This window comes from Variovorax sp. KBS0712 (genome assembly GCF_006323185.2).
GTDB classification, from domain to species: Bacteria; Pseudomonadota; Gammaproteobacteria; order Burkholderiales; family Burkholderiaceae_C; genus Variovorax; species Variovorax boronicumulans.
The window spans coordinates 1,203,197-1,229,615 of record NZ_VCCD02000001.1 but is presented as its reverse complement, the minus strand read 5'-3'; the positions used below and the strand labels follow the sequence as shown (position 1 = coordinate 1,229,615).

At 68.7% G+C, this 26,419-nt stretch carries 27 protein-coding genes; 7 read left to right on the top strand and 20 right to left on the bottom strand.

Annotation, left to right across the window (positions count from 1 at the left end; all coding sequences use genetic code 11):
* Window positions 1–11: 11 nt before the first annotated feature.
* Genes FFI97_RS05525 through FFI97_RS05515 form a run of 3 tightly spaced genes read right to left on the bottom strand, consistent with a single transcriptional unit; the run spans window position 12 to window position 2,333 of the window.
* The gene (locus tag FFI97_RS05525) at window positions 12–746 is read right to left on the bottom strand and encodes an amino acid ABC transporter permease (RefSeq protein ID WP_139704218.1); all 735 of its coding nucleotides are present in this window, start codon (window positions 744–746) and stop codon (window positions 12–14) included.
* Window positions 743–1,459 (bottom strand): amino acid ABC transporter permease, encoded by a 717-nt coding sequence (locus tag FFI97_RS05520; protein ID WP_221937664.1) that lies wholly within the window; start codon window positions 1,457–1,459, stop codon window positions 743–745. Before FFI97_RS05520 ends, FFI97_RS05525 begins: the two co-directional genes overlap by 4 nt.
* A gap of 31 nt (window positions 1,460–1,490) precedes the next feature.
* Window positions 1,491–2,333, bottom strand: coding sequence for a transporter substrate-binding domain-containing protein (locus tag FFI97_RS05515; RefSeq protein WP_139704221.1), 843 nt, complete (start codon window positions 2,331–2,333; stop codon window positions 1,491–1,493).
* Window positions 2,334–2,559: 226 nt separating this feature from the next.
* Here FFI97_RS05515 and FFI97_RS05510 point away from each other — a divergent pair, with 226 nt between their 5' ends.
* From FFI97_RS05510 to FFI97_RS05495, 4 genes are all read left to right on the top strand, one after another.
* A complete protein-coding gene (locus tag FFI97_RS05510) occupies window positions 2,560–3,543 on the top strand; it encodes an aliphatic sulfonate ABC transporter substrate-binding protein (protein WP_139704223.1) in 984 nt (327 codons plus the stop codon).
* Window positions 3,544–3,562: 19 nt separating this feature from the next.
* Window positions 3,563–4,789, top strand: coding sequence for an N-methyl-L-tryptophan oxidase (gene solA, locus FFI97_RS05505; RefSeq protein WP_139704224.1), 1,227 nt, complete (start codon window positions 3,563–3,565; stop codon window positions 4,787–4,789).
* Between the two features lie 65 nt (window positions 4,790–4,854).
* On the top strand, window positions 4,855–5,787 hold the full coding sequence (gene panE, locus FFI97_RS05500; RefSeq protein WP_139704226.1) for a 2-dehydropantoate 2-reductase: 933 nt from the start codon (window positions 4,855–4,857) through the stop codon (window positions 5,785–5,787).
* A gap of 14 nt (window positions 5,788–5,801) precedes the next feature.
* Window positions 5,802–6,503 (top strand): aspartate/glutamate racemase family protein, encoded by a 702-nt coding sequence (locus tag FFI97_RS05495; protein WP_139704228.1) that lies wholly within the window; start codon window positions 5,802–5,804, stop codon window positions 6,501–6,503.
* 31 nt (window positions 6,504–6,534) lie between these two features.
* Here the strand turns inward: FFI97_RS05495 and FFI97_RS05490 are convergent, their stop codons facing one another.
* Window positions 6,535–7,896 (bottom strand): NAD(P)/FAD-dependent oxidoreductase, encoded by a 1,362-nt coding sequence (locus FFI97_RS05490; RefSeq protein WP_139704230.1) that lies wholly within the window; start codon window positions 7,894–7,896, stop codon window positions 6,535–6,537.
* 132 nt (window positions 7,897–8,028) lie between these two features.
* Between FFI97_RS05490 and FFI97_RS05485 the strand changes: the two genes are divergently transcribed.
* Entirely contained in the window at window positions 8,029–8,997 is a 969-nt protein-coding gene (locus FFI97_RS05485) for an alpha/beta hydrolase family protein (RefSeq protein WP_139704232.1), read from the top strand.
* 6 nt (window positions 8,998–9,003) lie between these two features.
* Here FFI97_RS05485 and FFI97_RS05480 read toward each other — a convergent pair whose 3' ends face one another.
* From FFI97_RS05480 to FFI97_RS05405, 16 genes are all read right to left on the bottom strand, one after another.
* Window positions 9,004–10,839, bottom strand: a complete 1,836-nt coding sequence (locus FFI97_RS05480) for a family 2A encapsulin nanocompartment cargo protein cysteine desulfurase (RefSeq protein WP_139704305.1) — start codon at window positions 10,837–10,839, stop codon at window positions 9,004–9,006.
* A gap of 66 nt (window positions 10,840–10,905) precedes the next feature.
* The gene (locus FFI97_RS05475) at window positions 10,906–11,838 is read right to left on the bottom strand and encodes a family 2A encapsulin nanocompartment shell protein (RefSeq protein ID WP_042579703.1); all 933 of its coding nucleotides are present in this window, start codon (window positions 11,836–11,838) and stop codon (window positions 10,906–10,908) included.
* Window positions 11,839–11,902: 64 nt separating this feature from the next.
* Window positions 11,903–12,172, bottom strand: coding sequence for a helix-turn-helix domain-containing protein (locus tag FFI97_RS05470; protein WP_062470032.1), 270 nt, complete (start codon window positions 12,170–12,172; stop codon window positions 11,903–11,905).
* Window positions 12,169–13,089 (bottom strand): serine O-acetyltransferase EpsC, encoded by a 921-nt coding sequence (epsC, locus tag FFI97_RS05465; protein ID WP_070060834.1) that lies wholly within the window; start codon window positions 13,087–13,089, stop codon window positions 12,169–12,171. The genes FFI97_RS05470 and epsC overlap by 4 nt, the downstream gene beginning before the upstream one ends.
* Before the next feature lie 36 nt (window positions 13,090–13,125).
* Window positions 13,126–13,608: a rhodanese-like domain-containing protein gene (locus FFI97_RS05460; RefSeq protein WP_139704307.1), complete on the bottom strand. Its 483-nt coding sequence runs from the start codon at window positions 13,606–13,608 to the stop codon at window positions 13,126–13,128.
* Window positions 13,609–14,078: 470 nt separating this feature from the next.
* Entirely contained in the window at window positions 14,079–14,294 is a 216-nt protein-coding gene (locus FFI97_RS05455; RefSeq protein WP_007829250.1) for a molybdopterin-binding protein, read from the bottom strand.
* Window positions 14,295–14,346: 52 nt separating this feature from the next.
* Window positions 14,347–14,943, bottom strand: a complete 597-nt coding sequence (locus tag FFI97_RS05450; protein ID WP_139705954.1) for a malonic semialdehyde reductase — start codon at window positions 14,941–14,943, stop codon at window positions 14,347–14,349.
* A gap of 16 nt (window positions 14,944–14,959) precedes the next feature.
* Window positions 14,960–16,249, bottom strand: a complete 1,290-nt coding sequence (locus FFI97_RS05445) for an O-acetylhomoserine aminocarboxypropyltransferase/cysteine synthase family protein (RefSeq protein ID WP_139705952.1) — start codon at window positions 16,247–16,249, stop codon at window positions 14,960–14,962.
* A gap of 35 nt (window positions 16,250–16,284) precedes the next feature.
* Window positions 16,285–17,115 carry an ATP-binding cassette domain-containing protein gene (locus FFI97_RS05440; protein WP_139705950.1) on the bottom strand — a complete coding sequence of 277 codons (831 nt, stop codon included), beginning with the start codon at window positions 17,113–17,115 and terminating at the stop codon, window positions 16,285–16,287.
* A gap of 4 nt (window positions 17,116–17,119) precedes the next feature.
* A complete protein-coding gene (locus tag FFI97_RS05435) occupies window positions 17,120–18,079 on the bottom strand; it encodes an aliphatic sulfonate ABC transporter substrate-binding protein (protein ID WP_139705948.1) in 960 nt (319 codons plus the stop codon).
* An 11-nt stretch (window positions 18,080–18,090) separates the two neighbouring features.
* Window positions 18,091–18,942, bottom strand: coding sequence for an aliphatic sulfonate ABC transporter permease SsuC (gene ssuC, locus FFI97_RS05430; protein WP_139705945.1), 852 nt, complete (start codon window positions 18,940–18,942; stop codon window positions 18,091–18,093).
* 8 nt (window positions 18,943–18,950) lie between these two features.
* The gene (gene ssuD, locus FFI97_RS05425) at window positions 18,951–20,120 is read right to left on the bottom strand and encodes an FMNH2-dependent alkanesulfonate monooxygenase (RefSeq protein WP_139705942.1); all 1,170 of its coding nucleotides are present in this window, start codon (window positions 20,118–20,120) and stop codon (window positions 18,951–18,953) included.
* A gap of 149 nt (window positions 20,121–20,269) precedes the next feature.
* The gene (locus FFI97_RS05420; protein WP_095745461.1) at window positions 20,270–21,229 is read right to left on the bottom strand and encodes a sulfonate ABC transporter substrate-binding protein; all 960 of its coding nucleotides are present in this window, start codon (window positions 21,227–21,229) and stop codon (window positions 20,270–20,272) included.
* Between the two features lie 23 nt (window positions 21,230–21,252).
* Window positions 21,253–22,284 (bottom strand): sulfonate ABC transporter substrate-binding protein, encoded by a 1,032-nt coding sequence (locus tag FFI97_RS05415; protein ID WP_139705940.1) that lies wholly within the window; start codon window positions 22,282–22,284, stop codon window positions 21,253–21,255.
* A gap of 122 nt (window positions 22,285–22,406) precedes the next feature.
* A complete protein-coding gene (gene ssuE, locus FFI97_RS05410) occupies window positions 22,407–22,991 on the bottom strand; it encodes an NADPH-dependent FMN reductase (RefSeq protein WP_070060842.1) in 585 nt (194 codons plus the stop codon).
* A gap of 98 nt (window positions 22,992–23,089) precedes the next feature.
* Window positions 23,090–24,139: a sulfate ABC transporter substrate-binding protein gene (locus tag FFI97_RS05405; RefSeq protein ID WP_070060843.1), complete on the bottom strand. Its 1,050-nt coding sequence runs from the start codon at window positions 24,137–24,139 to the stop codon at window positions 23,090–23,092.
* A 138-nt stretch (window positions 24,140–24,277) separates the two neighbouring features.
* On the opposite strand from FFI97_RS05405, the gene FFI97_RS05400 reads away from it, so the two are divergent.
* On the top strand, window positions 24,278–24,553 hold the full coding sequence (locus FFI97_RS05400; protein WP_013541095.1) for an oxidative damage protection protein: 276 nt from the start codon (window positions 24,278–24,280) through the stop codon (window positions 24,551–24,553).
* Between the two features lie 7 nt (window positions 24,554–24,560).
* On the top strand, window positions 24,561–26,369 hold the full coding sequence (gene mnmC / locus FFI97_RS05395) for an FAD-dependent 5-carboxymethylaminomethyl-2-thiouridine(34) oxidoreductase MnmC (protein ID WP_260684911.1): 1,809 nt from the start codon (window positions 24,561–24,563) through the stop codon (window positions 26,367–26,369).
* The last annotated feature ends 50 nt before the right edge of the window (window positions 26,370–26,419 follow it).

Sequence of the window (26,419 nt, the reverse complement as noted above, 5' to 3'; positions counted from 1 at the left end):
GACCGGGACGATTATGCGAAGCGCTCAAGACCTTTTCCAGAAAAGTTCATGACAACCGGCGCACCCGCCTGCGCGCGGCGCACGACCCCGTGGGCCAGCCGGTCCAGCCCGGTGCACAGCAGCCAGTAGATCGCGCCCACCAGCACGAAGATCTCCGCCGGATAGACCATGGTGCGCGCGTTCACCTGCGAAGCCACGAACGACAGCTCGCCCACGCCCACCACGTAGGCCAGCGAGCTGTCCTTCACGAGCGTGACCCACTGGTTGACGAACGACGGCAGCATCATCCGCAGCGCCTGCGGCAACACGACGTGGCGCAGCGTGCCCCAGCGCGTGAGCCCGAGCGACAGCCCCGCCGCCCACTGCCCCGCGCCGATGCCGCGGATGCCCGCATGCACCGCGTGCGCCAGGTAGGCGCCGCCCACCAGCGACAGCGCGCACATCACCGACAGCACGCCCGGCACGCTCACGCCCAGCGCGAACGGCAGCAGGAAGTAGGTCCAGAAGATCAGCATCAGCACCGGTATCGCGCGCAGGAACGCCAGCCCCAGCGTCAGCACGTGCTTCAGCGGCCCCCGCGCCATGGCCAGCCCGATGCCCCACGCCAGCCCCAGCAGCGCCGACGCGATGCCCGAGCCGGCGCTGAGCAGCACCGTGAGCGCCGCACCGCCCAGTTCGCCCTGCGGAAAGGCGCCCCACAGCAGGTACGTCAGGCTGTCCCACAGCATGTGCAGCGCATCGCTCATGCCGTCGCCCTCCCCGGCAGCTGCGATTGCCGACGCGCGGCCCACGCAGCCAGCAGCTCGATCGCGCCGACGGTCACGATGTAGAGCAGCGTCGCCACGCCGAAGGCCTGGAAGGTCTTGAAGGTTTCCGCCTCGACCTGGCGCGAGGCGTACGACAGCTCGACCAGCCCCACGGCCATCGCGAGCGAGGTGTTCTTGACGATGTTCATGTACTGCCCCAGCAGCGGCGGCAACGCAATGCGCAGCGCCTGCGGCAGCACCACCTGCGCCAGCACCTGTGCGCGCGTGAAGCCCAGCGCCTGCGCCGCCAGCGTCTGCCCCACGGGCACGCCGCGGATGCCCGAGCGGATGTCCTCCCCCACGTAGGCCGCCGCATACAGCGTGAGCCCGAGCAGCGCCGACAGAAGCTCGAAGGAAATGAAGCGCCCCGCCAACAGCCCTTCGCGCAGCGCCTCGGGCAGCAGGCTGGGCGCGCCGAAGTACCAGAAGAAGAGCTGCACCAGCAGCGGCGTGTTGCGAAACAGCGAGACGTACGCGCCGCTCGCGCGCAGCCACGCGGGCCGGTTCGACGAGCGCCCCGCCGCCACGACGACACCGAGCAGCGTGGCGCCCGCCGCCACCAGCAGCGAAGCGCCCACGGTCACGAGCCAGCCGTCGAGCAGCCAGCCGAGGTAATGGGGCGCGAGCAGGTGCTTGCGCAGGAAATCGCTCAAGGCCGCATCGATCCGGTCGTTGCGTGCCTCATCAGTTGGCGGCCACGCGCTGGTCGCCGATCTTCAGCAGGCGCGGCAGCGGCGCCTTGCTGTTGGGGCCGAACCAGGTGTCGTAGATCGCCACGGCGCGGCCGTTCTTCTCGCTGTCGACCAGCCAGGCGTTGAGCGTCTCGAGCAGGCGCGTCTCGCCCTTGGCCACGGCCGCGCCGAGGTACTCCTTCGACACCGTGATCGCCGGGATCTCGTACTTCTCCTTGTCGGGAATCGCGTTCCACTGCGCCGTGAGCTTCACGCCGTCGTTGGTGATGGCCTGCACGTTGCCGTTGCGCAGCGCGGCCAGCGCAAAGGGCGAATCGTCGTAGAGCACGACCTTCGCGTCGGGATAGTTCTTGCGCAGGTTCGACTCCATGGTCGTGCCCTTCTCGGTGCCGATGCGGATGTCCTTGATCTGCGCGGCCTCCTTCAGCACGCCCTTCTTCGCCAGGAACTGCTGGCCTACCAAGAAGTACGGCGTGGTGAAGTCCACCGCCTTGGCGCGCTCGTCGGTGATGGTGAAGCTGGCGAACACCACGTCGGCCTTGCCCGAGGTGAGCAGTGGGATGCGGTTGGCCGGGTTGGTCGGCACCAGCTCGATCTTCACGCCCAGGCTCTTTGCGAACTCGGTCGCCAGGTCGATGTCGTGGCCCACCTGCTTCTTGCTGGCCGGGTCGATGTAGCCGAAGGGCGGGTTGCCGTCGAACGCGGCCACGCGCAGCACGCCGGCCTTGCGGATGTCGTCGAGCTTGTCGGCCCAGGCGATGTTGCCCAGGGTGGTGAAGGCGCCGAGGGCCAGGGCCAAGCTGGTCACGGTGAGATGTTTGATGTTGCGGGTCATGCCTGCGCTTCGCTGGAAGTGGAAAAAGAGAGCGCGACTCTAGGCAGCGCCGCGTGCGGCGCCAACGAAGCAATTTCCGCTTGCATATGCAGCGACGAGTTGCGCATGAACAAATGACAAAAGCTTCGTGGCGCGCGAAGCCATCGGTCCCTAGAGTGGCCAGCCTCTGCCTTCCGACTGACTGCTTTTTTCTTCTTCGGCCGCGCGACGCGGCCCCGCTCTTCCCATGCACTTCCCACGCTCTTCCTCGCCCGCCGTCTCCCGGCGCCTCCTGCTTCGCGCCGGCGTCGGCGCCGCCGCCGTGGCCGCCTCGGCCCCGCTGTTTGCCCAGACGCGCGCCCGCACGCTGCGCATCGGCTACCAGAAGTTCAACACGCTCAACATCCTCAAGGGCACGGGCCAGCTCGAGAAGGCGCTCGCGCCAGCCGGCGTGAGCGTCGAGTGGCGCGAGTTCCTCGGCGGCAGCCAGCTGTCGGAGGCGCTGGCGGCCGGTGCCATCGACTTCGGCCACGCCTCCGACGGCATCGGCGTGTTCCAGCAGGCCAGCGGCAAGGGCCTGGCCTACCTCGCGGCCGAAAGCCCCTACCCCGGCGGCGTCGGCTTCCTGGTGCCGCGCGACTCGCCGATCCGCAGCGTGCGCGACCTCAAGGGCAAGAAGGTCGTCACCGGCCGCGGCTACAACACGCAGTACGTGCTGATCCGCGCACTCGAGGCGGCCGGCCTACGCTACGAAGACATCGAGCCGGTCTACATCGTCACGGCCTCCGACACCGTGGCCGCCTACCAGTCGGGCAGCGTCGCGGCCATCGGCCTGTGGGACCCGTTCCTGGCCGGCGCGCAGGTGGCGACCGAATCGCGCCTGCTGTTCGACGGCACCGGCCTGAGCGGCAACCGCACCTACCACTTCGCGCAGCCCGCCTTCGCGCGCGCCAACGCCGACACGCTGCGCACCGTGTTCGCCGAACTGCGCAAGGCCAACGACTGGGCCCAGGCCCACCCCGGCGACGTGGTGGCCACACTCGCGCCGCAACTGAAGGTCGAGCCCAAGGTGCTGGCGCTGGCGACCGAACGGCGGCACTATGGCGTCGTGGCGCTCACGCCCGCCATCGCCCGCGAACAGCAGGGCCTGGCCGACGTGTTCGCGCAGCTGAAGCTCATTCCCCAGCCCATCGCGGTGAAGGATGCGTTTCTCGACCTGAACCTTGTGTGACGACGAAACCTCTCGCCTCGTGACCCGTTCTCCTACCCACTACGACGCAATCGTCATCGGCCTGGGCGCCCTCGGCGCGGCCTCCCTCTACCAACTCTCGCAACGCGGTGCGCGCGTGCTCGGCATCGACCAGTTCGCGCCGCCGCACGACCGCGGCTCCTCGCACGGCGATTCGCGCATCACGCGGCTGGCCGTCGGCGAAGGCGACGAGTACGTGCCGTTGGTGCACCGCTCGCACACCATCTGGCGCGAGCTCGAGGCGCGCACCGGCCGGCCGCTGATGACCACCACCGGCGGCCTCATCCTCGCGCCGCGCGACCGCGTGGCCGAACACCACGGCAAGTCCGACTTCGTGCGCCGCACCATCGCCTGCGCCGAGCGCTTCGACATCGCGCACGAGGTGCTCGACGCGGCCGGCATCCGCGCGCGCTACCCGCAGTTCCACCTGCAGGGCGACGAGATCGGCTACCTCGAACGCGACGCCGGCTTCGTGCGCCCCGAAGACGCCATCGCCGCCCAGCTCGCCGTGGCCCGCGCCGACGGCGCACAGACCCGCACCGGCGAGCGCGTGCTGGGCGTCGAGCCCGTGGGCAACGGCGACACCGTGCGCGTGCGCACCGAAACCGCGAGCTTCACCGCCGACCAGGTGGTGGTCGCGGCCGGCGCCTGGCTGCCCGCATTCCTCGGCCGGCAGGCGCGCACCGACTGGCAGGCCCACTTCTCGGTGCACCGCCAGGTGATGCACTGGTTCGATACCGGCCCCGCCGCCGCGGCCGACTTCGCGCCCGGGCGTTTTCCCATCTTCATCTGGATGTTCGGCGACGCGCAGGAAGACTACATGTACGGTTTTCCGGCCTCCGATGCGTCGCAGCCCGCGCTGAAGGTCGCCACCGAGCAGTACGTCGACGCCACCACGCCCGACGCGCTCGACCGCGAGGTGAGCGCCGAAGAAACCACCGCCATGTACCGCGACCGCGTGGCCGGTCGCTTTCCGCAGATCGCGGGGCACGCGCTCAAGGCCCGCGCCTGCATGTACACCGTCACGCCCGACCGCCGCTTCGTGATCGACGCGCTCGACGGCCTGCCGAATGTGCTGATCGTCTCGGCCTGCTCCGGCCACGGCTTCAAGCACTCGGCCGGGCTGGGCGACGCCATCGCCGACCGCGTGCTGGGCCGCGAGAGCGCGCACGGCCTCGACCTGCGGCCCTTCGCCCGCGAACGGCTGGCGACCTCGCAACACCCCTGAGGCGCCCGCGCGCGATCCGGGGCATCATCGCTTCCGATCTTCAGTTTCTTCGGAGGCAGCGCGCGATGCGATTCCTGATGGTGGGTGCGGGAGCACTCGGTGGTTACTTCGGCGCACGCCTGCTCGCGGCAGGCCGCGATGTGACCTTTCTACTGCGTCCCGGCCGCGCGGCCCGGCTGGCCACGACCGGACTCGTGGTGCGCAGCCCCTTCGGCGACCTCGACCTGCCCACGCCGAAGCATGTGCTGGCCGAGCAGATCGGCGGCCCGTACGACGTAGTCGTGGTCGGCTGCAAGGCCTACGACCTCGACGCCACCATGGATTCGTTCGCGCCCGCCGTCGGACCCGACACCGTCATCCTTCCGCTGCTCAACGGCCTGGGCCACATCGACCGGCTGGTTGCGCGCTTCGGCGAGGCGCGCGTGCTCGGCGGCCTGTGCATGATCTCCGCCACCCTCGACGACGAGGGCCGCGTGCAGCACCTGAACGACATGCACAGCCTGAGCTACGGCGAACGCGCGGGCGGGCGCTCGCCGCGCATCGACGCCATCGCGGCCCAGTTCGCCGGCGCGAACTTCAACGCCACCGCGAGCGAGACCATCGCGCAGGACATGTGGGAGAAGTGGGTCTTCATCGCCTCGGCCGCGGGCCTCACGAGCCTCATGCACGCCTCCATCGGCGACATCGTGGCGGCAGGCGGCGAAGACGTGGCGCTCGCGATCTTCGACGAGTGCTGCGCCATCGCCGCCCACAACGGCTTTGCCCCGCGGCCCGGCGCCATCACGCGCGGCCGCGCGGTGGTCACGACCGCCGGCTCGCCCATGACCGCCTCCATGTACAAGGACATGGCCCGCGGCGCGCGCGTCGAGGCCGACCACATCCTGGGCGACCTGCTGGCCCGCGCACCGCGCACCGCCTCGGCCACGCCCTCGGTGCTGCGCACGGCCTACGTGCACCTGAAGGCCTACGAGTTCCGGCGCGCCCGCGAGGCCGGTTGAACGGCAGCCACGTCATGGCCGACACGCTCGCCTTCCTCCATACCACGCAGGTGCATGTGCAGACCTTCGGCAGCCTGGCCCGCGAGATCGCCCCCGAGCTGCGCGTGCAGCACCTGGTGATGGAAGAGCTGCTCGCCGATGCGCGCACCCTGGGCGTCGACCACGCCGGCCTGGTGGCGCGCGTCCACGAAGCCATGCGCGACGCCGCCTCGGACGGCGCCTCCGTGGTCGTGTGCACCTGCTCGACCATCGGCGGCATCGCCGAAAAGACCGCCACCGGCGGCGCCTTCGCCGCCCTGCGCATCGACCGCGCCATGGCCGACCGCGCCGTGCGCAACGGCCCGCGCGTGCTGATCGTCGGCGCCGTCGAAAGCACCATCGACCCGACGCTGTCGCTCGTGCTCTCCGCTGCCCGGCAGGCCGGCGTCGGCATCCGCGCCAGCACGCTGCTCGTCGAGGATGCCTGGGTGCATTTTCAGTCCGGCGACATCGCGCGCTACGTGGCCACGCTGGCCGAATCGATCCGCGCCGCAGCCGACGGCACCGACGTGATCGTGCTGGCGCAGGCGTCGATGGCGCCGGTGACGGGGTTGCTGGCGGACCTCAAGGTTGATGTGCTCAGCAGCCCGCAGTTGGGGGTTGCACATGCGGTGGCGACGTTGCGCGCGTCGAACACCGCGTGGGCATCCGCCCGTACCGGCCTGACGGGCTGGTAGCCCTGCGGCGCGAACCCGCCTCTGGGCGCGCCTAGTCCGACTTGAGGATCGTCTCCCCCTTCAACGCCCCCATGTCGCGAATGTTGAAGCGGTGGCGCTTCCAGCCCGCCCAGGTGCGGCGGAAGTTGGCGAGGGAGATGCCGTAGTACAGCACCTTGAACATGCGCAGCGCGCCCCACATCGGCGTGCCCTTGTAGATGTCGCCGGCCAGCAGCGACATCAGCGCCTCCTTCACCCGGAACGGGTTGCCGGGGTACATGAACATGTCGCGGATGGTCGGGTTGGTCACGCGGTAGATGAACCACGAGTACTCGCGCGGCCCCTTGCGCATCATGGCCTCGAAGCCTTCGCGGGCGCGGGCCAGCTCGGCCGGCTGGTCGAGCGCGGTGGCCACCAACTCGGCGCCGTCGAAGGCGCTGTGCATCGCCAGGTACACGCCCGAGGAGAACATCGGGTCGATGAAGGTGAAGGCGTCGCCCAGCAGCAGGTAGTTGTCGCCGGTGGCGTGCGTGCTCGAGTACGAGAAGTTGCCCGTGGCGTGCACGGCGTCGTCGACCAGGGTGGCGTTCTTCAGGCGGTCGGCCAGCACGGGGCACAGCGCGATGGTGTCGTAGAAGAATTCCTTCAGCGATTTTTCGCGCGTCTTCAGGTAGTAGGGCCAGCACACCGCGCCCACGCTGGTCGTGCCGTCGGCCAGCGGAATGAACCAGAACCAGCCGTGCGGAAACCAGCAGATGCTGATGTTGCCTTCCTTCTTGCCCTCGAGCCGCTCGGCATTGGTGAAGTGGCCGAACAGCGCGGTGCTGTTGTGGTCGGGGTTCTTCTGCTTGCAGCGGAATTTGTTGGCCAGCAGCGTGTCGCGGCCCGTGGCGTCGATCACGAAGCGCGCGCACCAGCTGCGCTTGGCACCGTCGTCCATCACGGCCTGCACGGTGGCGCCGTCGGCGTCGAAGGCCACGTCGCGCACCTTGCAGCCTTCGAAGGCCTGGGCGCCGCGCGTGGCGGCGTTGCGGAACAGCAGCTCGTCGAGCTCGGAGCGGCGCACCTGCCAGGCGGAGTCGAGCGACTTGTCCCAGCCTTCGGCGAACTCGACGTAGCTGCGGTGCTCATGCTCGGGCGAGACGAACTCGATGCCGAACTTCGGCATGCCGATCTTCTCGACCTGGTCGCGCACGCCGAGCCTGTCGAACAGCTCGACGTTCGCAGGCAGCAGCGATTCGCCGATGTGAAAACGCGGGTGGTGCTCTTTCTCGACCAGCACCACCCTGCGCCCCTGCTGCGCCAGCAGCGCCGCGACGGTCGAACCCGCGGGGCCGCCGCCGATCACGAACACATCGCAGGCATCGCTGACAGAAGAAGGGGCACCGGAAGAAGAAACCTGAGGCTGGGACATGCGAAGACAAGCAGCGTGATGGACAGCGACAGAGCATAGCGCGCCCGCATCGCACGACGCAAAACGGGCTGGCGGCGCGGGGCCGGAGGCGGCACACTGGCGGCCCGTTCAGCCCTCGACCCCTCGCGCACCATGACCCTGCATCGCCTTGCCCTGCTCGCCGCCCTCTGTGTGTCTGCCGCATGGAGCCATGCGGCGGGCTTCAGCTTCGTCGAAGTGCCGGCCGACAAGGATGGGCCGGCCTTGGGCGGTGCGGTGTGGACGCCTTGCGAGGCGGCACCCGGCGAGATCGCGTTCGGCCTGATCGCCGTTTCGGCCACCAAGGACTGCCCCGTCGCCGGCACGGGCCTGCCGCTGGTGCTGATGTCGCACGGCTCGGGCGGCTCGTTCCTCGGGCACCACGACACGGCGGCGGCGCTGGCCGACGCGGGCTTCGTGGTCGCCGCCATCAACCATCCGAACGACAACTTCCAGGACATGGAACGCCGGGGCCATCTCTCGACATTTGCCGCGCGGCCCGTCGACATGCGGCGGCTGGCGGATCACATGCTGAACGCCTGGCCCGGACGCGCGAAGATCGCCACGGAGCAGGTCGGCTTCTTCGGCTTCTCCCGCGGCGGCTACACCGGCCTCGTCGCAACGGGCGCGGTGCCCGACTTCAAGCGGGGCCTGCGCTTTTGCACGCCGGCATCGACGATTCCGTTCTGCGGCCAGATCCAGCGCCAGGAACTGCCCGCGCCGCCGGTGCGCGATGCGCGCATCAAGGCGGCGGTGATCGTCGATCCGTTGAGCTTTTTCGATGCCGAGGGGCTGAAGCAGGTCACGGTGCCCGTCCAGCTCTGGGCCTCCGCGCGCGGCGGCGACGGGGTGACGCTGGACGACGTCGAAGCGGTTCGCCGCAACCTGCCTTCAGCGCCGGCCTGGTATGTGCCCGCGAACACCGCGCACTTCGCCTTCCTGGCGCCCTGCGCGCCAGCCATGGCCAAGGCCTTGCCGGAGATCTGCAGCGATGCGGGCGGCTTCGACCGCGTCGCCTTCCACGCCGACTTCAATGCCAAGGTGCTCGCCTTCTTCAGGCAGCACCTGGCATCGAAACCCTGACCCGGCTCAGCGCGTGCGCCGCTGGCCGGCGAGCCGCCGCACCACCGTCACCAGCCGATCGACCTCGTCGAAGGTGTTGTAGAACGCCAGCGACGGCCGCACCGTGGTCTCGACGCCGAAGCGCCGCAGGATCGGCTGCGCGCAGTGGTGCCCCGTGCGCACCGCGATGCCTTCGTCGTTGAGCGCGTGGCCCACCTCTTCGGTGGTGTAGCCGTCGAGCACGAAGGACATCACGCTCGCCTTGTCGGCCGCCGTGCCGATCAGCCGCACGCCGGGGATCGCGCCCAATTGCGCCATGCCGTACACCAGCAGGTCGTGCTCGTAGCGCGCGATGTTCTCGATGCCGACCTTGTTCACGTAGTCGATGGCCGCGCCCAGGCCCACGGCATCGGCGATGTTGCCGGTGCCGGCCTCGAACTTGTTCGGGATCGGCTGGAACACGGTCTTCTCGAAGGTCACGTCGGCAATCATGTTGCCGCCGCCCTGCCACGGGGGCATGTCTTCGAGCACCTCGCGCTTGCCCCAGACCACGCCGATGCCGGTCGGGCCGAACACCTTGTGGCCGGAGAACACGAAGAAGTCGGCGCCGATGTCCTGCACGTCGACGCGCATGTGCGAGACCGATTGCGCGCCGTCGACCAGCGCCTTCGCGCCCGCGCGGTGCGCCAGTTCGACGATCTCCTTCACCGGCACCACGGTGCCCAGCGCGTTCGAGACCTGCGTGACCGCAACGATCTTCGTGCGGTCGTTCAGCAGCTTGCGGTACTCGTCGAGCAGCACCTGGCCCGAGTCGTCCACCGGGATCACGCGCAGCTTCGCGCCCTTGGCGGCGGCGAGCTGCTGCCACGGCACGATGTTGGCGTGGTGCTCCAGGTTCGACACGATGATCTCGTCGCCCTCGCCCACGTGCTGGCCGCCCCAGCTCTTGGCCACGAGGTTGATGGCCTCGGTGGTGCCGCGCACGAAGATCACCTCTTCGACTTCGGGCGCGTTGATGAACTTGCGCACGCGCTCGCGTGCGCCTTCGTACGCATCGGTGGCACGCGCAGCGAGTTCGTGCGCCGCGCGATGGATGTTCGAGTTCTCGTGCTCGTAGAAGTACGCGATGCGATCGATGACCGACTGCGGCTTGTGCGTGGTGGCCGCGTTGTCAAACCACACGAGCTGCTTGCCGTTCACGCGCTCCTGCAGGATCGGAAAGTCGCGGCGCACGGCGTGCACGTCGAACGGCGGATGCTGGCCGCTACCGGCCAGCGGCACCGCGTCGGGGCCGCGCGGATCGGGCTTGGCTGGCGTGACGAAGCCGTTGGGCAGGCGCACCGCATCGACGAAGTAGAACTGCGCGTCGCGTCCGGCCGGCGCCGAAGGTGGGCTCGGTGGCAATGCAGGCTGTGCCGTCGGCGCGGCAAGACCCGCGAACGGATCGTGGATCGCGAAGCCATCGCTGGCGCTGGCCGTCGGATGCCCGTAGCTGTGGTTCAGAAAGTAGAACGGCGATGCGGAGGCTGCCTGCGGCGACGCAGGCGCCCCCACCTGCTGCGGCACGCCCTGCACCACGCCGCCCGAGCGCGGCTCGAAGGCCGGCGCCACCGACAGAACCGTGTCCGGCACGCCGTTGCCCGCCACCGCATGCGGCAGCAGCGCCGGCGCGCGGTTCGCGAGCGACGGCAGCTGCGTGGGCGATGCAGGCAGCACATTGGCGCCCGGAATCTGCCCCTGCGGGATCGGCGTGCCCGGCACGCTCGGCCCGAAGCCCGCGGGGCTCACCAGCGGCGAGCCCGGCGGTGCAACGTTGGCGGGAAACTGCGCGCCCGGCGGCGCGGAGAACATGGCGCTGGCCATGCGCGCGAGAACGGCCGGATCGAACGGCGCCTCGCCCGGGAACGTGGGTGTGCTGCTCACCGCGGCTTACTTGTAGGTGTCGGGATAGTCGTGGTACTTGCCGATCTCGACGTCGTCGAGCACAGCCAGCGCGTCGGTGGTCAGCACCGCCAGCGAGCAGTACAGCGAGATCAGGTACGACGCGATCGCGTGGTTGTTGATGCCCATGAAGCGCACCGACAGCCCCGGGCTCTGCTCGCCCGACAGGCCCGGCTGGAACAGGCCCACCACGCCCTGGCGCTTGTCGCCCACGCGCAGCAGCAGGATCTTGCTCTTGCCGTCGGCCACGGGCACCTTGTTCGACGGAATCAGCGGAATGCCGCGCCAGGTGATGAACTGCGAACCGAACAGGCTCACCGTGGGCGGTGGCGTGCCGCGGCGCGTGGCTTCACGCCCGAACGCAGCAATGGCCAGCGGGTGCGTGAGGAAGAACGCGGGCTCCTTCCACACCTTGGTCAGCAGCTCGTCCAGGTCGTCGGGCGTGGGCGCGCCGGTCAGCGGAAAGATGCGCTGCTCTTCGCTCACCTGCGCCAGCAGGCCGTAGTCGGGGTTGTTGATGAGCTCGCTCTCCTGGTTCTCCTTGATCGTCTCGATCGTCAGGCGCAGCTGCTCCTTGATCTGGTCGTGCGGGCTGCTGTACAGGTCGGAGATGCGGGTGTGCACGTCGAGCACGGTGCTCACGGCATTGAGGTAGTGCTCGCGCGGGTTTTCTTCGTAATCGACGAAGGTGCGCGGCAGCTGGTTCTCTTCTTCGCGCGAGGTGCAGGTGACCTTGATCGACTCGGGGTTCTTGACCTTGTTGACGCGGTAGATGCCCGCTTCCACCGGCACCCATTGCAGCAGGTGCGTCAGCCAGCGCGGGCTGATGGTCTCGAGTTGGGGAACGGTCTTGGTGGCGTTGGCTAGCTGGCGGGCGGCGTTGTCGCCAAGGGCGGTGGTACCACCGACTGTTGCACTCATGGATCAAGGCTCCGTGGGTTGAGGAAAAAGTGATCGCCAGTGTCTGGCGACCACGGGTTTCCCCTCAACAGGCTATAGCCGCCAAGTTGATCCGCCGTGCAAGGCGCGACTGCTCCAGTTGCTCGCAACGCGCGAGCAGGTTGACGATGTTGATGCCCAGCGCGGTGGCCAGCTTCTGTGCCGTGACGATCGACGGGATCACGCGCCCGCGCTCGATTTCGCCCACGTACGAGCGGTTCAGATCGGAACGCTCGGCCAGCTCTTCCTGCGACCAGCCCTGCCCTTCGCGCAGCTGGCGCACGGTGACGCCGAAGTCTTCGACGAAGGCTTTCATACGCCGCCCGCCTTCGGTGCGCTGTTGTTCTGCAGGCTGGCCTGCGTGACGCTGGCACCGGGCTTCACGTCGTCGGTGATCCACACGTTGCCGCCGATGACCGCGCCCTTGCCCAGCGTTACGCGACCCAGGATGGTGGCGCCGGCATAGATGACCACGTCGTCCTCCACCACCGGGTGGCGCGGCAGGCCCTTCTGCAGGTTGCCTTCGGCGTCGGTGGGGAAGCGCTTGGCGCCGAGCGTGACGGCCTGGTACAGCCGCACGCGCTTGCCGATGACGGCCGTCTCGCCGATCACGACGCCGGTGCCGTGGTCCATGAAGAAGCCCGCATCGATGGTCGCGCCCGGGTGGATGTCGATGCCGGTCTGCGCATGCGCCAGCTCGGCCACGATGCGCGCGAGCAGCGGCAGGCCGAGTTCGTAGAGCCGGTGCGCGAGGCGGTGATGGATCATCGCGAGCACGCCCGGATAGCACAGCAGCACCTCGTCGACGCTGCGCGCCGCGGGGTCGCCCTGGTAGGCCGCGAGCACGTCGCTGTCGAGCAGCCGGCGCAGGCCCGGCAGCGCGTTCGCGAACTGGCGCACGGCTTCGGTCGCCGCAGCGTCGATCTCGCTCGCGGGGCGTGGTGCCAGTCGTGCGTTGAAGTTCAGCTCGAGCCGCGCCTGCACCAGCAGCGCCTGCAAGGCGGCGTCGAGCGTGTGGCCCACGTAGAAATCCTCGCTCTCGTGGCGCAGGTCCGGTGGGCCCAGCCGCATCGGAAAGAGCGCGCCCTTGAGCGATTCGACGATCTGCGCCAGCGCATCGCGCGACGGAAACTCGCGCGCACCGGGCTCGCGCGAACGGCGCTGCGAATCGCGCCACTCGTCGCGCACCTCGTGCAGTGCGCGCACGATGTCACTCACTTCGAATTGAGCCATGTGTTTTTTCCTCCCTTGTGTTTCTATCGATGGGGTTCAGTCCTGCACCCACGGCAGGCCATGGAAGCGCCAGCCGTCGGAACCGCCGCGATGCTGCCGTGCATCGATCTCGCCCTCGAAGCCTTCGAGCACGTTGAACACCTGCGTGAAGCCGGCCTTGGCCGCGGCCTCGGCCGCCAGCGCCGAGCGCTTGCCGCTGCGGCACAGCAGCAGCACCACGGCCTCCTTGCCGCCGTCCTTGGCCAGCTTGGCTTCGAGCTCGCGCACGAAGCGCGGGTTGCGGGTGAGCGCGGTGCCCGTGGCCCAGGCCACATGCAGGCTGTCGGGCACGTGGCCGACGAACTTGCGCTCTTCGCCGGAGCGCACGTCCACGAGCAGGGCCTGGCCGTCCTGCACCAGCTGCCAGGCCACGGGGGGCGTCACGCCGCCGGCGTAGGGCCAGTTCTTTTCGATGGCTTGCGCGCGCGCCTGTTCGAGGGCGGGCGGCAAGGCGATCACATCTTCAACTTCCACGGACATGCGGTTCGGCTCCTGTTGTACGTTGGTCATTCCATCTTCCTTGATGGCGATAACCACCACTGTAGGAGTGCGAAGGCCAAGGTCAAACGACTCAAAAGTCGATTCTTAACAACCTTGTGATCTATGGGGTGCTGGGTCTGGGTGCTTCAGGGCGCGCTCACGCCGACGGGGTACCTTGCTCCGCGAATGTCCTCCGGGCTTCGCCCTCCCCCTTGATTTCGCTGCGCAAGGCACCCCATCGACGTGAGCGTGTTCAGTGCGGTGGTTGATCGACTGCACACCACCGCCGCGTCCCGTGCGCAGGACACCGGGTGCTTCCCGCAGCGAAATCAAGGGGGAGGCCGCAGGCCGGAGGACATTCGCGGAGGGAAGTACCCGGTGGCCTGCGCACACGCCCCGAACCAGCAGCGCTGAAACGAAAAACCCCGGCACCAAAACAGCACCGGGGAATCGCAAAGCCCGAGGGTCCGTCAGAGCTTGGCGATCGAAACTTCGGTCGACTTCACGAGTGCGACCACGTCGGAACCCACCTTCAGCTGCAGCTCGTCAACCGAGCGCGTGGTGATGACGGAGGTGACGATGCCCCAGGCGGTTTCGACATCGACTTCGGAGACGACGTCGCCGCGGATGATCTCGCGGACCTTGCCCTTGAACTGGTTGCGGACGTTGATGGCTTGGATGGACATGGTGATTTCTCTTTCAGGGTTGACAGGGGTTGTGAGTGAGAACGGTCGGCGCTCAGACGATCTCGGCCACGTCGTCGAACGCCAGCCGGGGCCCGCGTTCGAAGGTGCCGGCGTGGTCGGCCACGCCGAGGTTGACGAGGAAGTTCGCGCGATAGCGGCCGTCGGGGAAGAAGGCCTTGTCGACGAGGTCGGCGTTGAAGCCCGACTGCGGCCCCGCGTCGAGCCCGAGCGAACGCGCCGCCAGGATCAGGTAGGCGCCCTGCAGGCTGCTGTTGCGAAAGGCCGTGGCCTGCGCGGCTTCGGCGCTCTTCTCGAAGAAGGGCTTGGCGTCGTAGGCCGGGAACTGCGTGGGCAGGTGCTCGTAGAAGCGCGTGTCGTGCGCCACGATCACCGTCACGCCGGCCTGCAGCGTCTGCGCGGTGTTACCCGCCGACACGGCCGGCTTCAGCTTCGCCTTGGCTTCTTCGCTGCGCACGAACACGTAGCGCGCGGGCTGGGCGTTGTAGGCGGTCGGGCCCCACTTCACGAGGTCATACAGCTGATGGATCAGCACGTCGGTCACGGGCACCGGCTTGAAGGCGTGCACGGTGCGCGCCTTGCGAAACAGCTGGTCCAGCGCGGCGTCGGGGATGGCTTGCAATGTGGTCATGTCTTGGAACGCTGTGTCAGTTCGAAGCGGCGGCCAGCGCCTGGTCGAGGTCGGCAATCAGGTCGTCGATGTGCTCGATGCCCACCGACAGGCGCACCGTGTCTTCCGTGACGCCGGCCCGGGCCAGCTCTTCGGGCGACAGCTGCCGGTGCGTGGTCGATGCGGGGTGCGTGGCCAGCGAGCGCACGTCGCCGATGTTCACCAGGCGCGTGAAGAGCTTCAGCGCATCGAGGAACTTCGCCCCGCCCTCGCGGCCCGCGCCGATGCCGAAGGTCAGCACGCCACTGGACTTGCCGCCGAAGTACTTCTTCGCCAACGGGTAGTCGGCATGGTCTTCGAGCGCGGCGTAGTTCACCCAGTTGACGGCCTTGCTCTGCTTCAGGTGCTGCGCCACCGCCAGCGCATTGCTGCTGATGCGGTCCATGCGCAGCGCCAGCGTCTCGATGCCCTGCAGGATCAGGAAAGCGTTGAACGGCGAGATGGCCGCGCCCGTGTTGCGCAGCGGCACCACGCGCGCACGGCCGATGTAGGCGGCCGGGCCCAGTGCCTCGGTGTAGACCACGCCGTGGTAGCTCACGTCGGGCTCGTTCAGGCGCTTGAAGCGCTCCTTGTGCTCGGCCCACGGGAACTTGCCCGAATCGACGATGGCGCCACCGATGCTGGTGCCGTGGCCGCCCAGGTACTTGGTGAGCGAGTGCACCACGATGTCGGCGCCGTGCTCGATGGGCCGGCTCAGGTACGGCGAGGGCACGGTGTTGTCGACGATGAGCGGCACGCCGTGGCGGTGCGCAATTTCAGCAATGGCTGCAATGTCGGTCACGTTGCCCGCCGGGTTGCCCAGCGACTCGACGAACACCGCCTTGGTGCGCTCGTCGAACAGCTTCTCGAAACTGCTCGGGTCGCGGTGGTCCGCGAAGCGCGTCGTGATGCCGAACTGCGGCAGCGTGTGGGCGAACAGGTTGTAGGTGCCGCCGTACAGCGCCGTGCTGCTGATGATGTTGTCACCGGCCTCGGCGATGGTCTGGATCGCGTAGGTCACCGCCGACTGCCCCGAGGCCAGTGCCAGCGCGGCAATGCCGCCTTCGAGCGCGGCCACGCGCTGCTCCAGCACGTCCTGCGTCGGGTTGTTGATGCGGGTGTAGATGTTGCCCGGCACCTTCAGGTCGAACAGGTCCGCGCCGTGCTGCGCGCTGTCGAAGGCGTAGGCGACGGTCTGGTAGATCGGCGGCGCGACCGCACGGGTGGTGGGCTCGGGCGAGTAGCCGGCGTGGACCGACAGGGTTTCGAATTTCCAGTTCTGCGACATGCGACTGCCTTTCAAAGGGGAATGGATGAAACGACTCAGATCGCCCAGCGCAGGGCGTGGGCTTGAGGCGTGAGCCAGCTGGCATCGGTGCTTTCCACATCGGTCTCTTCGGACTTCTGCAGCACCCGGTCGAGGATTCGTTTTTCGATCGCGGCAAAGGCCGGGTCGCCCTGCGAGCGCGGGCGCGCCAGCGCGATGTTCTCGTCGAGCGCGATGCGACCGTCCTCGATGAGGATCACGCGGTCAGCCAGCGCCACGGCTTCCTGCACGTCGTGCGTCACCAGCAGCGCGGTGAAGCGGTGGCGTTGCCACAGGTTCTCGATGAGGCGGTGCATCTCGATGCGCGTGAGCGCGTCGAGCGCGCCCAGCGGCTCGTCGAGCAGCAGCAGGCGCGGGTGGTGCACCAGCGCACGCGCCAGGGCCACGCGCTGGCGCTGTCCGCCCGACAGGCGCGCCGGCCATTCGTTCTCGCGGTCGGCCAGGCCAACCTGCGCGAGCACTTCCTTGCCGCGCGCCTTGGCGTCGTTCGGCAGGCCCAGCGTCACGTTGTCGAGCACGCGGCGCCAGGGCAACAGGCGCGCCTCCTGGAACATGATGCGCGTGTCGTCGTGCAAGCCGCTCACGGCCTTGCCGTCGGTGTAGAGGCCGCCAGAGGTGGCTTCTTCGAGGCCCGCGATGAGCCGCAGCAGCGTGCTCTTGCCGCAGCCGCTGCGCCCGACGATGGCGATGAACTGGCCCGGCTCGATGTTCAGCTGCGTGTTGCGCAGCACCTCGCGCGCGCCATAACGCTTGTGCAGGCCGCGCGCCTCGAGGCGCACGCCACCGGCGATGGCTTGGGGTTGGATGTCTTTGAGAACGGCACTCATGAATTCAGGCCCCGGGGTTGAACAGCGCCACGTTCAGCGCATCGATTTTTCTGGGCAGCAGCTTCTCGGCGAAGAAGGCATCGGCGATGCGCTGCTGTTCGGCCAGCCCGCCGGGCACCACCGGCCGCACGGCGTAGCTGCGGCGGCTGTTGGCCTGCTCGATGGTCGGGGCGTCGAGCCCCCACACGGGCGCGAGCAGGGCCGCGGCCTCCTTCGGGTGCTGCTTGACCCACTTGCCGGTCTTCTCCAGCTCGGCGTAGACCACGCGCAGCACGTCGGGCCGCGCCTTCGCGAACTTGGTGCTCGCCAGGTAGTAGCGCTGGTACGACGCGATGCCCGCGCCGTCGGCCAGGATGCGCACCTTCGACTGGCGCTGGGCGGCGGCCAGGAACGGGTCCCACACCACCCAGGCGTCGATGGCGCCCTTCTCGAAGGCGGCACGGCCGTCGGCGGGCGTGAGGTACGCAGGCTCGATGTCCTTGAACGACAGGCCGGCCTTCTCCAGTGCGGCGATCAGCAGGTAGTGCGCACCGGCCGCTTTCGCGAAACCGACCTTCTTGCCCTTGAGATCGGCCACGGTCTTGAGCGGCGACTCGTCGCGCACGACGATGGCCTGCGCGGCCGGCGACGGTGCTTCCTGCGCCAGAAAGGTCAGGTCGGCGCCGGCCGCTTGTGCGAACACGGGCACGGTGTCGGCGACGTCGGCGCTGATGTCCAGGTTGTCGAGGTTCAGCGCCTCGAGCAGCGGCAGGCCGCTGGTGAACTCGTGCCAACTCAGCGAAACGTTGAGCGGCGCGAGCTGCTTCTCGAGCGTGCCCTGCACCTTCAACAATGCGATCAGCGTGGATGATTTCTGGTAGCCGAAGCGCACGGTAGCGGGCCGTTGCTGCTGTGCCAGCACGGCACCCGCACTCAGCGCGCCCAGCGTCGCCAGGGCGGTACGTCGATTGATGAGGTGGTTCATGTGCCCTGCCCTCACTTCGCCGACTTCTTCTGGTAACCGGGGTGCCAGCGCAGCCACCATTGCTCCAGGCCGCGTGCGAACAGGTCAGCCAGCTTGCCGAGCAGCGCGTACAGCAGGATGCCCACGAGCACGATGTCAGTCTGCAGGAACTCGCGGGCGTTCATCGTGAGGTAGCCGATGCCGGCCTGCGCCGAGATGGTCTCGGCCACGATGAGGATCACCCACATCAGGCCCAGCGAGAAACGCAGCCCCACCAGGATCGACGACAGCGCGCCCGGCAGGATCACCTCGCGGTACAGCTGCCAGCGCGACAGGCCGTAGGTGCGCCCCATCTCGATGAGCTGCGGATCGACGTTGCGGATACCGTGGAAGGTGTTCAGGTAGATCGGGAAGAACACCGACACCGAGATCAGGAAGAGCTTGGCCGATTCGTCGATGCCGAACCACAAAATCACCAGCGGAATGAGCGCCAGCGCCGGGATGTTGCGCACCATCTGGATGGTGGAGTCGAGCAGCGTCTCGAAGAACTTCACCGAGCCCGTGAGCAGGCCCAGCGCCAGCCCTGCGCCACCGCCAATGGCGAGGCCCGCGAGCGCGCGGCCCGCGCTCACCTTCACGTGCGTCCAGAGCTCACCGGACACGGTGAGCGACCACGCGGCCTTGACCACGTCCAGCGGTGCCGGCAGCACGCGCGTCGAGAGCCAGCCCAGCGACGAGGCGATCTGCCAGACGACGATCAGCCCCACCGGCACCAGCCACGGAATGAGCCGCTTCGCGACGTTGAGGCCGAAGCCTCGCAATGCGTCCCCTGCGGTGTTCGACGCCGGCGCCACCGCCGGCAGTTCTTGTACTTGTTCGGTCATGCGTGTCCTCAGCTTTGGGAGACGAGGCGCGAGGGCGCGTCGAGGTTGGCGACGACTTCGCCGAAGGGGCCGCTCAGCGAGCCGCCCGCGAGCTGCGTCTTGGCCTTGCGCGAGAGCAGCGGGAACACCAGCTCGGCGAAGCGGTAGGCCTCTTCGAGGTGCGGGTAGCCCGAGAAGATGAACTTGTCGATGCCCAGTGCCGCGTACTCCTCGATGCGCGCCGCCACGGTCTTGGCGTCGCCGACCAGCGCCGTGCCCGCGCCACCGCGCACCAGGCCCACGCCGGCCCACAGGTTGGGCGCGATCTCCAGGTCGGCACGCCCGCGCTTGGCGCCGCCGGCGTGCAGCGCGGCCATGCGGCGCTGGCCTTCGGAGTCCATGCGCGCAAAGGCGGCCTGGGCGCGTACGACGGTCTCGTCGTCGACACGGCTGATGAGTTCTTCGGCGGCTTTCCAGGCCGCGTCCTCGGTCTCGCGCACGATCACGTGCAGGCGGATGCCGAACTGCACGCTGCGGCCCTGGCGCTTGGCGCGGGCGCGCACGTCGGCGATCTTCTTGGACACCTCCGCGGGCGGTTCGCCCCAGGTCAGGTAGGCATCGACCTGCTCGGCCGCGAGGTCATGCGCCGCCGCAGAAGAGCCGCCGAACCACACGGGCGGATAGGGCTTCTGTACCGGCGGAAACAGCAGCCGCGCGCCCTTCACGCTCAGGTGCTTGCCTTCGTAGTCGTAGGCGCCGGTCTCGTGGCTGCGCGCGATGATCTCGCGCCAGATGCGGATGAACTCGGCCGACTGCTCGTAGCGCGCCGCATGGTCGAGGTACACGCCGTCGCCTTCCAGCTCGGCCTGGTCGCCGCCGGTGACGAGGTTCACGAGCAGGCGCCCGCCCGAGAGCCGGTCGAAGGTCGCAGCCATGCGCGCGGCCAGGCTGGGCTGGTGCAGGCCCGGGCGCACCGCCACCAGGAACTTGAGCTTCTTCGTCGCGCCGATGAGGCTGGAGGCGATCACCCACGGGTCTTCGCAGGAGCGGCCGGTGGGAATCAGCACGCCTTCGTAGCCGAGGTGATCGGCCGCGCCGGCGATCTGTTGCAGGTACGGCAGGTCGACGGCGCGCGCGCCTTCGCTCGTGCCGAGGTAACGGCTGTCGCCGTGCGTGGGGAGGAACCAGAAGATCTGCATCGGAAACTCTCGATCGTTCGTTGGCTTGCCCGTTCAGACGGCAAGCAGGAAAGGAAGGCGGCGCGCCGCGGACACGACACCCCAGGCGCGCGCCGTGATGGCCAGCACCTGGCCGGCGCGTTCGTGCAGCGCAGTCGACACGGCGGCCATCACGCGATCCCCGCGCCGGCGGCTTCGAGCACGTTGATCTTTTTGGGGATCAGCTTGAGCGCGAAGAAGGTGTCGGCGATCTGCTGCTGCTCGGCCAGGATGGCCTTGGTGATCGGGCCGGTGCCATAGGCGGTGCGGCCTTGCGACAGGTCGGCCACGGCCTTGGGCAGGCCCCAGATCGCCGACAGCTCGGTCGCCAGCTCGTTGCGATGGGCGGCGCCCCACTGGTCGATCTTGTTGACCTCTTCGATCGCAACGGCCAGCACGTCGGCGTTCTTCGCCACGTAGTCGAGCGACGAGAAGTAGTAGGCGCGGTTGCCGACCACGCCCACGGCGTCGGCCAGGATGCGCGCGTCGAGCGACTGCTGCGCGGCGGCCAGGAACGGGTCCCAGATCACCCAGGCGTCGACCGAGCCTTTTTCGAAGGCGGCGCGCGCATCGGCCGGCGGCAGGTAGACCAGGTTCAGGTCGCTGTACGCCAGGCCGTGCTTCTCGAACAGCTTGACGATGAAGTAGTGGACGTTGGAGCCCTTGTTGAGCGCGATCTTCTTGCCCTTGAGGTCGGCCACGGTCTGGATGGCGGAGCCCTTGGGCACCAGCACCGCCTCGGTTTTCGGACGCGGCACCGTGGCACCCACGTAGGCCAGCGGCGCGCCGGCGGCCTGCGCGAAGATGGGCGGCGCTTCGCCCACGTCGCCGAAGTCGATCGAGCCGACGTTCAGCGCCTCGAGCTGCACCGGGCCGGCCGTGAACTCGGTCCACTTCACGGTGGCGCCCAGGGGCGCGAGCCGCTTCTCGAGCGTGCCGCGGGCCTTGAGCACGCTCAGGTAGCCCTTCTGGTGACCGATGCGCAACTGGCGCGCGGGGCTCTGCGCCAGGGCGGCGAACGACGACGGCAGCGCGAGGGCGGCGGCCGCGCCCTGGAGCAGACGGCGGCGGGGAATGGCAATGCGGGTCATGGAATGAGGTCCTTCGAAACTGTTCAGGGCTGGGCCGTGACGACCGCGTCGCTGACCTTGATGGGCTTGGGAATGAGCTTCAGCGCGTAGAAGGTGTCGGCGATCTGCTGCTGGTCGGCCGCGACGGCGGCGGTGATCGGCTTCACGTTGAACTCGTAGCGGCGCAGCGCCAGCTCGACCACGTCCACGGGCAAGCCCTGCAGCGGCGCGATCAGCTCGGCGGCCTGGCGCAGGTTCTTCTTGAGCCAGATGCCCTGCTCCACCGAATCGGCGAACAGCGCGTCGATCACCTGCGGGTGCTTCTTCACGAAGCCGCGCTCGCCCAGGTAGTACTGATAGTTGTTGACCACGTCCGGTGCGCCATCGGCCAGCACGCGGGCGCCGGTGGCTTTCTCGGCGGCGGCCTGGAACGGGTCCCAGATCACCCAGGCGTCGACGTTCTTGCCTTCGAAGGCGGCACGGCCGTCGGCGGGTGCGAGGTACACGGGCTGGATGTCGGACAGCTTCAGGCCGTTTTTCTCCAGCTGCTTCACGAGCAGGTAGTGCACGTTGCTGCCCTTGTTGAGCGCGACCTTCTTGCCCTTGAGGTCGGCCACGGAGCGGATGGGCGAATCCTTGGTGACGAGGATGGCCTCGGCGCGCGGTGCGGCCGGGTCGTAGCCGAAGTAGACGAACTTCGCCCCCGCGGCCTGCGCGAAGATGGGCGGCGCCTCGCCGACATAGCCCACGTCGACCGCGCCGACGTTCAGTCCTTCGAGCAGCTGGGGGCCGGCCGGGAACTCGACCCACTTCACGCCGAAGCCCAGTGGCGAGAGCTTCTTCTCGAGCGTGCCCTGTGCCTTCTGCAGCACGAACAGGCTGGCCGACTTCTGGTAGCCGATGCGCAGCTCGCCCCTGGGCTTGCCTTGCGCATGCGCCGAAGCGGCGGAGATGAAGCTCACGATGAGCGCGATGGCGGTGACGACGATGGCGCTGATGGCCAGGTCGCGCAGCGCCTGCCAGAAGGAGCGCGGCGCGACTTCGAACACGGAGTCTTCGGGAGCGACGGGGTTCATGCGGAATTCCTTGGTGCAAAAACGTGAGGCAAAGCGATCCCCCGGCCGCACACAGGCGGCTTCGAAAAACGGGGAACGGAAAAAGGTCTGGCCGGGGCCGGGTTCAGCGGGGAACCCGGTCGTCAGACGCTACATCGCACACGGGAAAAGGGAACCGGCTCGAAGCCATGGGTCGCCGGCAGCTTCAGGCCTTCGGTCGCGAGCACCTCGACGGCCTCGTTCAGGCGCTCCGCCAGGTCGTGGTGCACCTGGTAGGCGTTCTCGGGCGTCAGCGCGATCTGCGAATCGCTCGCGTAGACGCCCGGCAGGATGTGGCGCGCCGACAGCGACTGCAGCACGGGCCGCAGTGCGTAGTCGAGCGCGAGCATGTGGTGCGGGCTGCCGCCGGTGGCCAGCGGCAGCACCGTCTTGCCCTTGAGCGCGTTCTGCGAGAGCAGGTCGAGAAAGACCTTCAGCACGCCGCTGTAGGCCGCCTTGTAGACCGGCGTGGCCACCACGATCACGCGGGCCGCCGCCACCTGGGCAATGGCACGCTCGATGGCCGGATGCGCCCACTCGGCCAGCAGCAGCGCCTGCGCCGGCAGGTCGCGGATCGCGAGCCGCTCGATGCGCGCATGGCGTTGGGCCAGCCGCTCGCCCACCGCGTCGAGCAAGGCGGTGGAACGGGACGGGGCCGAAGGGCTGCCGGCAATCAGGAGAACGGACACGAGAAACTTTCGTTGGGCTTCAGGAGAAATTCAGGGCGAAGCGATCCCCGGCGCCCTCCCACGGGGTGCCACCAGCGATCGATCCGGAACAGCTGCGCTTATTTCTGCTTGGGCGCGTAAATCTGGTCGAAGGAGCCGCCATCGGCGAAGTGCTCCTTGTCCGCCTTCGCCCAGCCGCCGAAGGCCTGGTCGATGGTCACCAGCGTGAGCTTGGGGAATTGCTTGTCGTACTTGGCCTTGGCCTTGTCCGAGGTCGGGCGGTAGAAGTTGCGGCCCGCGATGTCCTGGCCTTCGTCGGAGTACAGGTACTTCAGGTACTCCTCGGCCACGGCGCGCGTGCCCTTCTTGTCGACCACCTTGTCGACCACCGCCACGCTGGGCTCGGCCAGGATGGAGATCGACGGCACGACGATTTCGAACTTCTCGGGGCCGAATTCCTTCAGCGCCAGGAAGGCTTCGTTTTCCCAGGCCAGCAGCACGTCGCCCACGCCGCGCTGCACGAAGGTGATGGTCGAGCCGCGCGCGCCGGTGTCGAGCACGGGCACGTTCTTGTACAGGTTGCCGACGAATTCCTTGGCCTTGGCGTCACCGCCGTACTTGCGCTTGGCGAATTCCCAGGCGGCCAGGTAGTTCCAGCGGGCGCCGCCCGAGGTCTTGGGGTTGGGGGTGATCACCTGCACGCCGGGCTTGACCAGGTCGTCCCAGTCCTTCAGGCCCTTGGGGTTGCCCTTCTTCACCAGGAACACGATGGTCGAGGTGTAGGGGGCGGAGTTGTGCGGCAGGCGCTTTTGCCAGTCGGCCTTGACGAGGCCGCCGTGCGTGGCCAGCGCGTCGATGTCGCCGCCCAGCGCCAGCGTGGCCACGTCGGAATCGATGCCGTCGATGATCGAACGGGCCTGCTTGCCCGAGCCGCCGTGCGACTGCTTGACGCTCACGTCCTGGCCGGTCTTGGCCTTCCAGTACTTGGCGAAGGCCTGGTTGTAGTCCACGTACAGCTCGCGGGTCGGGTCGTACGACACGTTCAGCAGCGTCACGGGGCCCTTGGCCCCCGCCGCGCCCTGCGAAAACGACGGCAATGCCGACAGGGCCAAGGCACCGGCCACGCCGGCACCCAGGGAAAGCTTGATAAAGTCGCGGCGAAGGCTCATGGTGTCTTGCTCTTAAAAAGGCATATCAATGAAGCCACGTATTCTGAATACGACATATAGGAACTGGAACGACCAAGTTTTCAGTTCTTAATAGCCAAATCAACTAAGCAACCGCTTTCCCCCACAAGAGGCAATCAAATGGCACGCATGGTTCAGTGCATCAAGCTCGGCAAAGAGGCCGAAGGACTCGACTTTCCGCCGTACCCCGGCGACCTGGGCAAGCGCCTGTGGGAAAACGTCAGCAAGGAAGCCTGGGCCGCCTGGCTCAAGCAACAGACCATGCTGGTCAATGAAAACCGGCTGAACCTGGCCGACCTGCGCGCCCGCCAGTACTTGGCACGCCAGATGGAAAAGCACTTCTTCGGCGAAGGCGCCGACGTGGCGCAAGGCTACGTTCCCCCTCCTGCAGCCTGAGTCCGGCGTGGCCGCCGACGGCACCCCGCTCGGCGCGCGCTCCGGCGACACCCCTCCCCTCGACAACGACACACCGGCGCTTTCGCGCCGTGTGTTTTTGGACGGCTGCGGCCTGCCCGCCGCCTGGTCCGGGCGCCCGCAATGGCGGATTCTCGAAACCGGCTTCGGGCCGGGCCTTCATTTCCTGACAGCCTGGCAGGCCTGGCGCGCCGACTCGCAGCGGCCGCGCCTGCTGCATTACGTCGCGGTCGACGCCCATCCGGCGCCGGCCAGCGATCTGCTGCGCGCGGCTGAAGCCGACCCGGCCCTGGCACCGCTCGCCGAGGAGCTGGCCCGCCAATGGACCGGGCTGCTGCCGGGCTTTCACCGGCTGGCCTTCGACGACGGCCGCGTGCTGCTCACGCTGTGCGTGGGCGAGCTGCAGCCGATGCTGCGCGCGCAACGCTTCGAGGCCGACAGCCTCTTCCTCGACGGCTTCGGCCCAGCGATGGCCTCGCCCGACACGCTCAAGGCGGTATCGCGCTTCGCCCGCCAGGGCACCGGCCTCGCAGCCCGCACCGACGACGATGGGGTGCGCCATGCGCTGGCGCAGAACGGCTTCCAACTCGACCCGAGCCCCGGCAGCCTGCGCGGCGTGTTCGCGCCCGCCTGGACCGTCCGACGCCGCCAGCCGGTGCGCGAAGGCGTCGACGCGCCCGGCCATTGCGCGGTCATCGGCGCGGGCCTCGCAGGCGCGGCCGTGGCGGCCAGCCTTGCGCGGCGCGGCTGGCGGGTTACGGTGCTCGATGCGGCCGACATGCCGGCCTCCGGCGCGTCAGGCCTGCCGGTCGGGCTGCTGGCGCCGCATGTGTCGTCCGACGACGCCTTGCTGTCGCGGCTCACACGCGCCGGCATCCGCGCGACATGGGCCGAACTGGCACTGCGGCTCGACGCCGGCCGCGACTGGGGCGCACACGGCTCGCTCGAACGCCGCCCCGACGGCGACGTGCGCGTGCCGCCCGACTGGAGCGCTCAGGGCCCGAACGAATCCTGGCCCGCACAGCCCGACCGGCTCGCCGCGGCCGGCCTGCCGCCCGACACGCCTGCGCTCTGGCATGCGCGCGCGGCCTGGGTGCGACCGCACCGGCTGATCGCCGCGTGGCTGGGCCAACCGGGTGTCGAATTCCGCGGCAACAGCCACGTGGCGCGCCTCACACGCACGGACGGCGGCTGGCAGCTGCTCGACGATGCCGGCGCCTTGCTCGCCGAAGCCGACCGCGTCGTCGTGGCCGCGGGCTTCGCATCCCGCCACTTCGCACCCAACCTGCCGCTGCAACCCGTGCGCGGCCAGGTCGCCTGGGGCCGCGCGGACCCCGCCGCCCTGCCCGTCACCCCCATCAACGGCGACGGCCACCTGATCGCCGGCGTGCCCGACGGCCAGGCGCCGCAGCCGCTCTGGCTGATCGGCGCCACCTTCGACCGCGACAGCACCGACCTCGCCCCCAACGACGCCGACCGCCTCGCCAACCGCGAACGGCTCGCGCGCCTGCACCCGGGCGCCGCCACCGCGCTGGCCCCCGCCTTCGAACACGGAGACGCCCACGCCTGGGTCGGCGTGCGCTGCGCCTCGGGCGACCGCCGGCCGCTGGTCGGCCCGCTGGCCCCGGGCGCCGACAACGGCCTCTGGGCCTGCACCGCGCTGGGCTCGCGCGGCTTGAGCTTTGCCACCCTGTGCGCCGAGTTGCTGGCGGCGCAGTGGCATGGCGAGCCGCTGCCCTTGCCCGCGACGCTTGCCAAGGCGCTGGGCACGCAGCGGCTCTGGCCCGGATCGGACTGAATCGGCGCGTTCTGGCTTTCCCGTCACCCGAGGTCACGCGCGCACCGCAC

Excerpts from the sequence above, each read along its gene's own strand:
- FFI97_RS05525 (WP_139704218.1), bottom strand. The coding sequence starts at position 746 with ATGAGCGATGCGCTGCACATGCTGTGGGACAGCCTGACGTACCTGCTG.
- FFI97_RS05515 (WP_139704221.1), bottom strand. The coding sequence starts at position 2,333 with ATGACCCGCAACATCAAACATCTCACCGTGACCAGCTTGGCCCTGGCC.
- FFI97_RS05510 (WP_139704223.1), top strand. The coding sequence starts at position 2,560 with ATGCACTTCCCACGCTCTTCCTCGCCCGCCGTCTCCCGGCGCCTCCTG.
- panE (WP_139704226.1), top strand. The coding sequence starts at position 4,855 with ATGCGATTCCTGATGGTGGGTGCGGGAGCACTCGGTGGTTACTTCGGC.
- FFI97_RS05495 (WP_139704228.1), top strand. The coding sequence starts at position 5,802 with ATGGCCGACACGCTCGCCTTCCTCCATACCACGCAGGTGCATGTGCAG.
- FFI97_RS05490 (WP_139704230.1), bottom strand. The coding sequence starts at position 7,896 with ATGTCCCAGCCTCAGGTTTCTTCTTCCGGTGCCCCTTCTTCTGTCAGC.
- FFI97_RS05485 (WP_139704232.1), top strand. The coding sequence starts at position 8,029 with ATGACCCTGCATCGCCTTGCCCTGCTCGCCGCCCTCTGTGTGTCTGCC.
- FFI97_RS05480 (WP_139704305.1), bottom strand. The coding sequence starts at position 10,839 with ATGGCCAGCGCCATGTTCTCCGCGCCGCCGGGCGCGCAGTTTCCCGCC.
- FFI97_RS05475 (WP_042579703.1), bottom strand. The coding sequence starts at position 11,838 with ATGAGTGCAACAGTCGGTGGTACCACCGCCCTTGGCGACAACGCCGCC.
- FFI97_RS05470 (WP_062470032.1), bottom strand. The coding sequence starts at position 12,172 with ATGAAAGCCTTCGTCGAAGACTTCGGCGTCACCGTGCGCCAGCTGCGC.
- epsC (WP_070060834.1), bottom strand. The coding sequence starts at position 13,089 with ATGGCTCAATTCGAAGTGAGTGACATCGTGCGCGCACTGCACGAGGTG.
- FFI97_RS05460 (WP_139704307.1), bottom strand. The coding sequence starts at position 13,608 with ATGTCCGTGGAAGTTGAAGATGTGATCGCCTTGCCGCCCGCCCTCGAA.
- FFI97_RS05455 (WP_007829250.1), bottom strand. The coding sequence starts at position 14,294 with ATGTCCATCCAAGCCATCAACGTCCGCAACCAGTTCAAGGGCAAGGTC.
- FFI97_RS05450 (WP_139705954.1), bottom strand. The coding sequence starts at position 14,943 with ATGACCACATTGCAAGCCATCCCCGACGCCGCGCTGGACCAGCTGTTT.
- FFI97_RS05445 (WP_139705952.1), bottom strand. The coding sequence starts at position 16,249 with ATGTCGCAGAACTGGAAATTCGAAACCCTGTCGGTCCACGCCGGCTAC.
- FFI97_RS05440 (WP_139705950.1), bottom strand. The coding sequence starts at position 17,115 with ATGAGTGCCGTTCTCAAAGACATCCAACCCCAAGCCATCGCCGGTGGC.
- FFI97_RS05435 (WP_139705948.1), bottom strand. The coding sequence starts at position 18,079 with ATGAACCACCTCATCAATCGACGTACCGCCCTGGCGACGCTGGGCGCG.
- ssuC (WP_139705945.1), bottom strand. The coding sequence starts at position 18,942 with ATGACCGAACAAGTACAAGAACTGCCGGCGGTGGCGCCGGCGTCGAAC.
- ssuD (WP_139705942.1), bottom strand. The coding sequence starts at position 20,120 with ATGCAGATCTTCTGGTTCCTCCCCACGCACGGCGACAGCCGTTACCTC.
- FFI97_RS05420 (WP_095745461.1), bottom strand. The coding sequence starts at position 21,229 with ATGACCCGCATTGCCATTCCCCGCCGCCGTCTGCTCCAGGGCGCGGCC.
- FFI97_RS05415 (WP_139705940.1), bottom strand. The coding sequence starts at position 22,284 with ATGAACCCCGTCGCTCCCGAAGACTCCGTGTTCGAAGTCGCGCCGCGC.
- FFI97_RS05405 (WP_070060843.1), bottom strand. The coding sequence starts at position 24,139 with ATGAGCCTTCGCCGCGACTTTATCAAGCTTTCCCTGGGTGCCGGCGTG.
- FFI97_RS05400 (WP_013541095.1), top strand. The coding sequence starts at position 24,278 with ATGGCACGCATGGTTCAGTGCATCAAGCTCGGCAAAGAGGCCGAAGGA.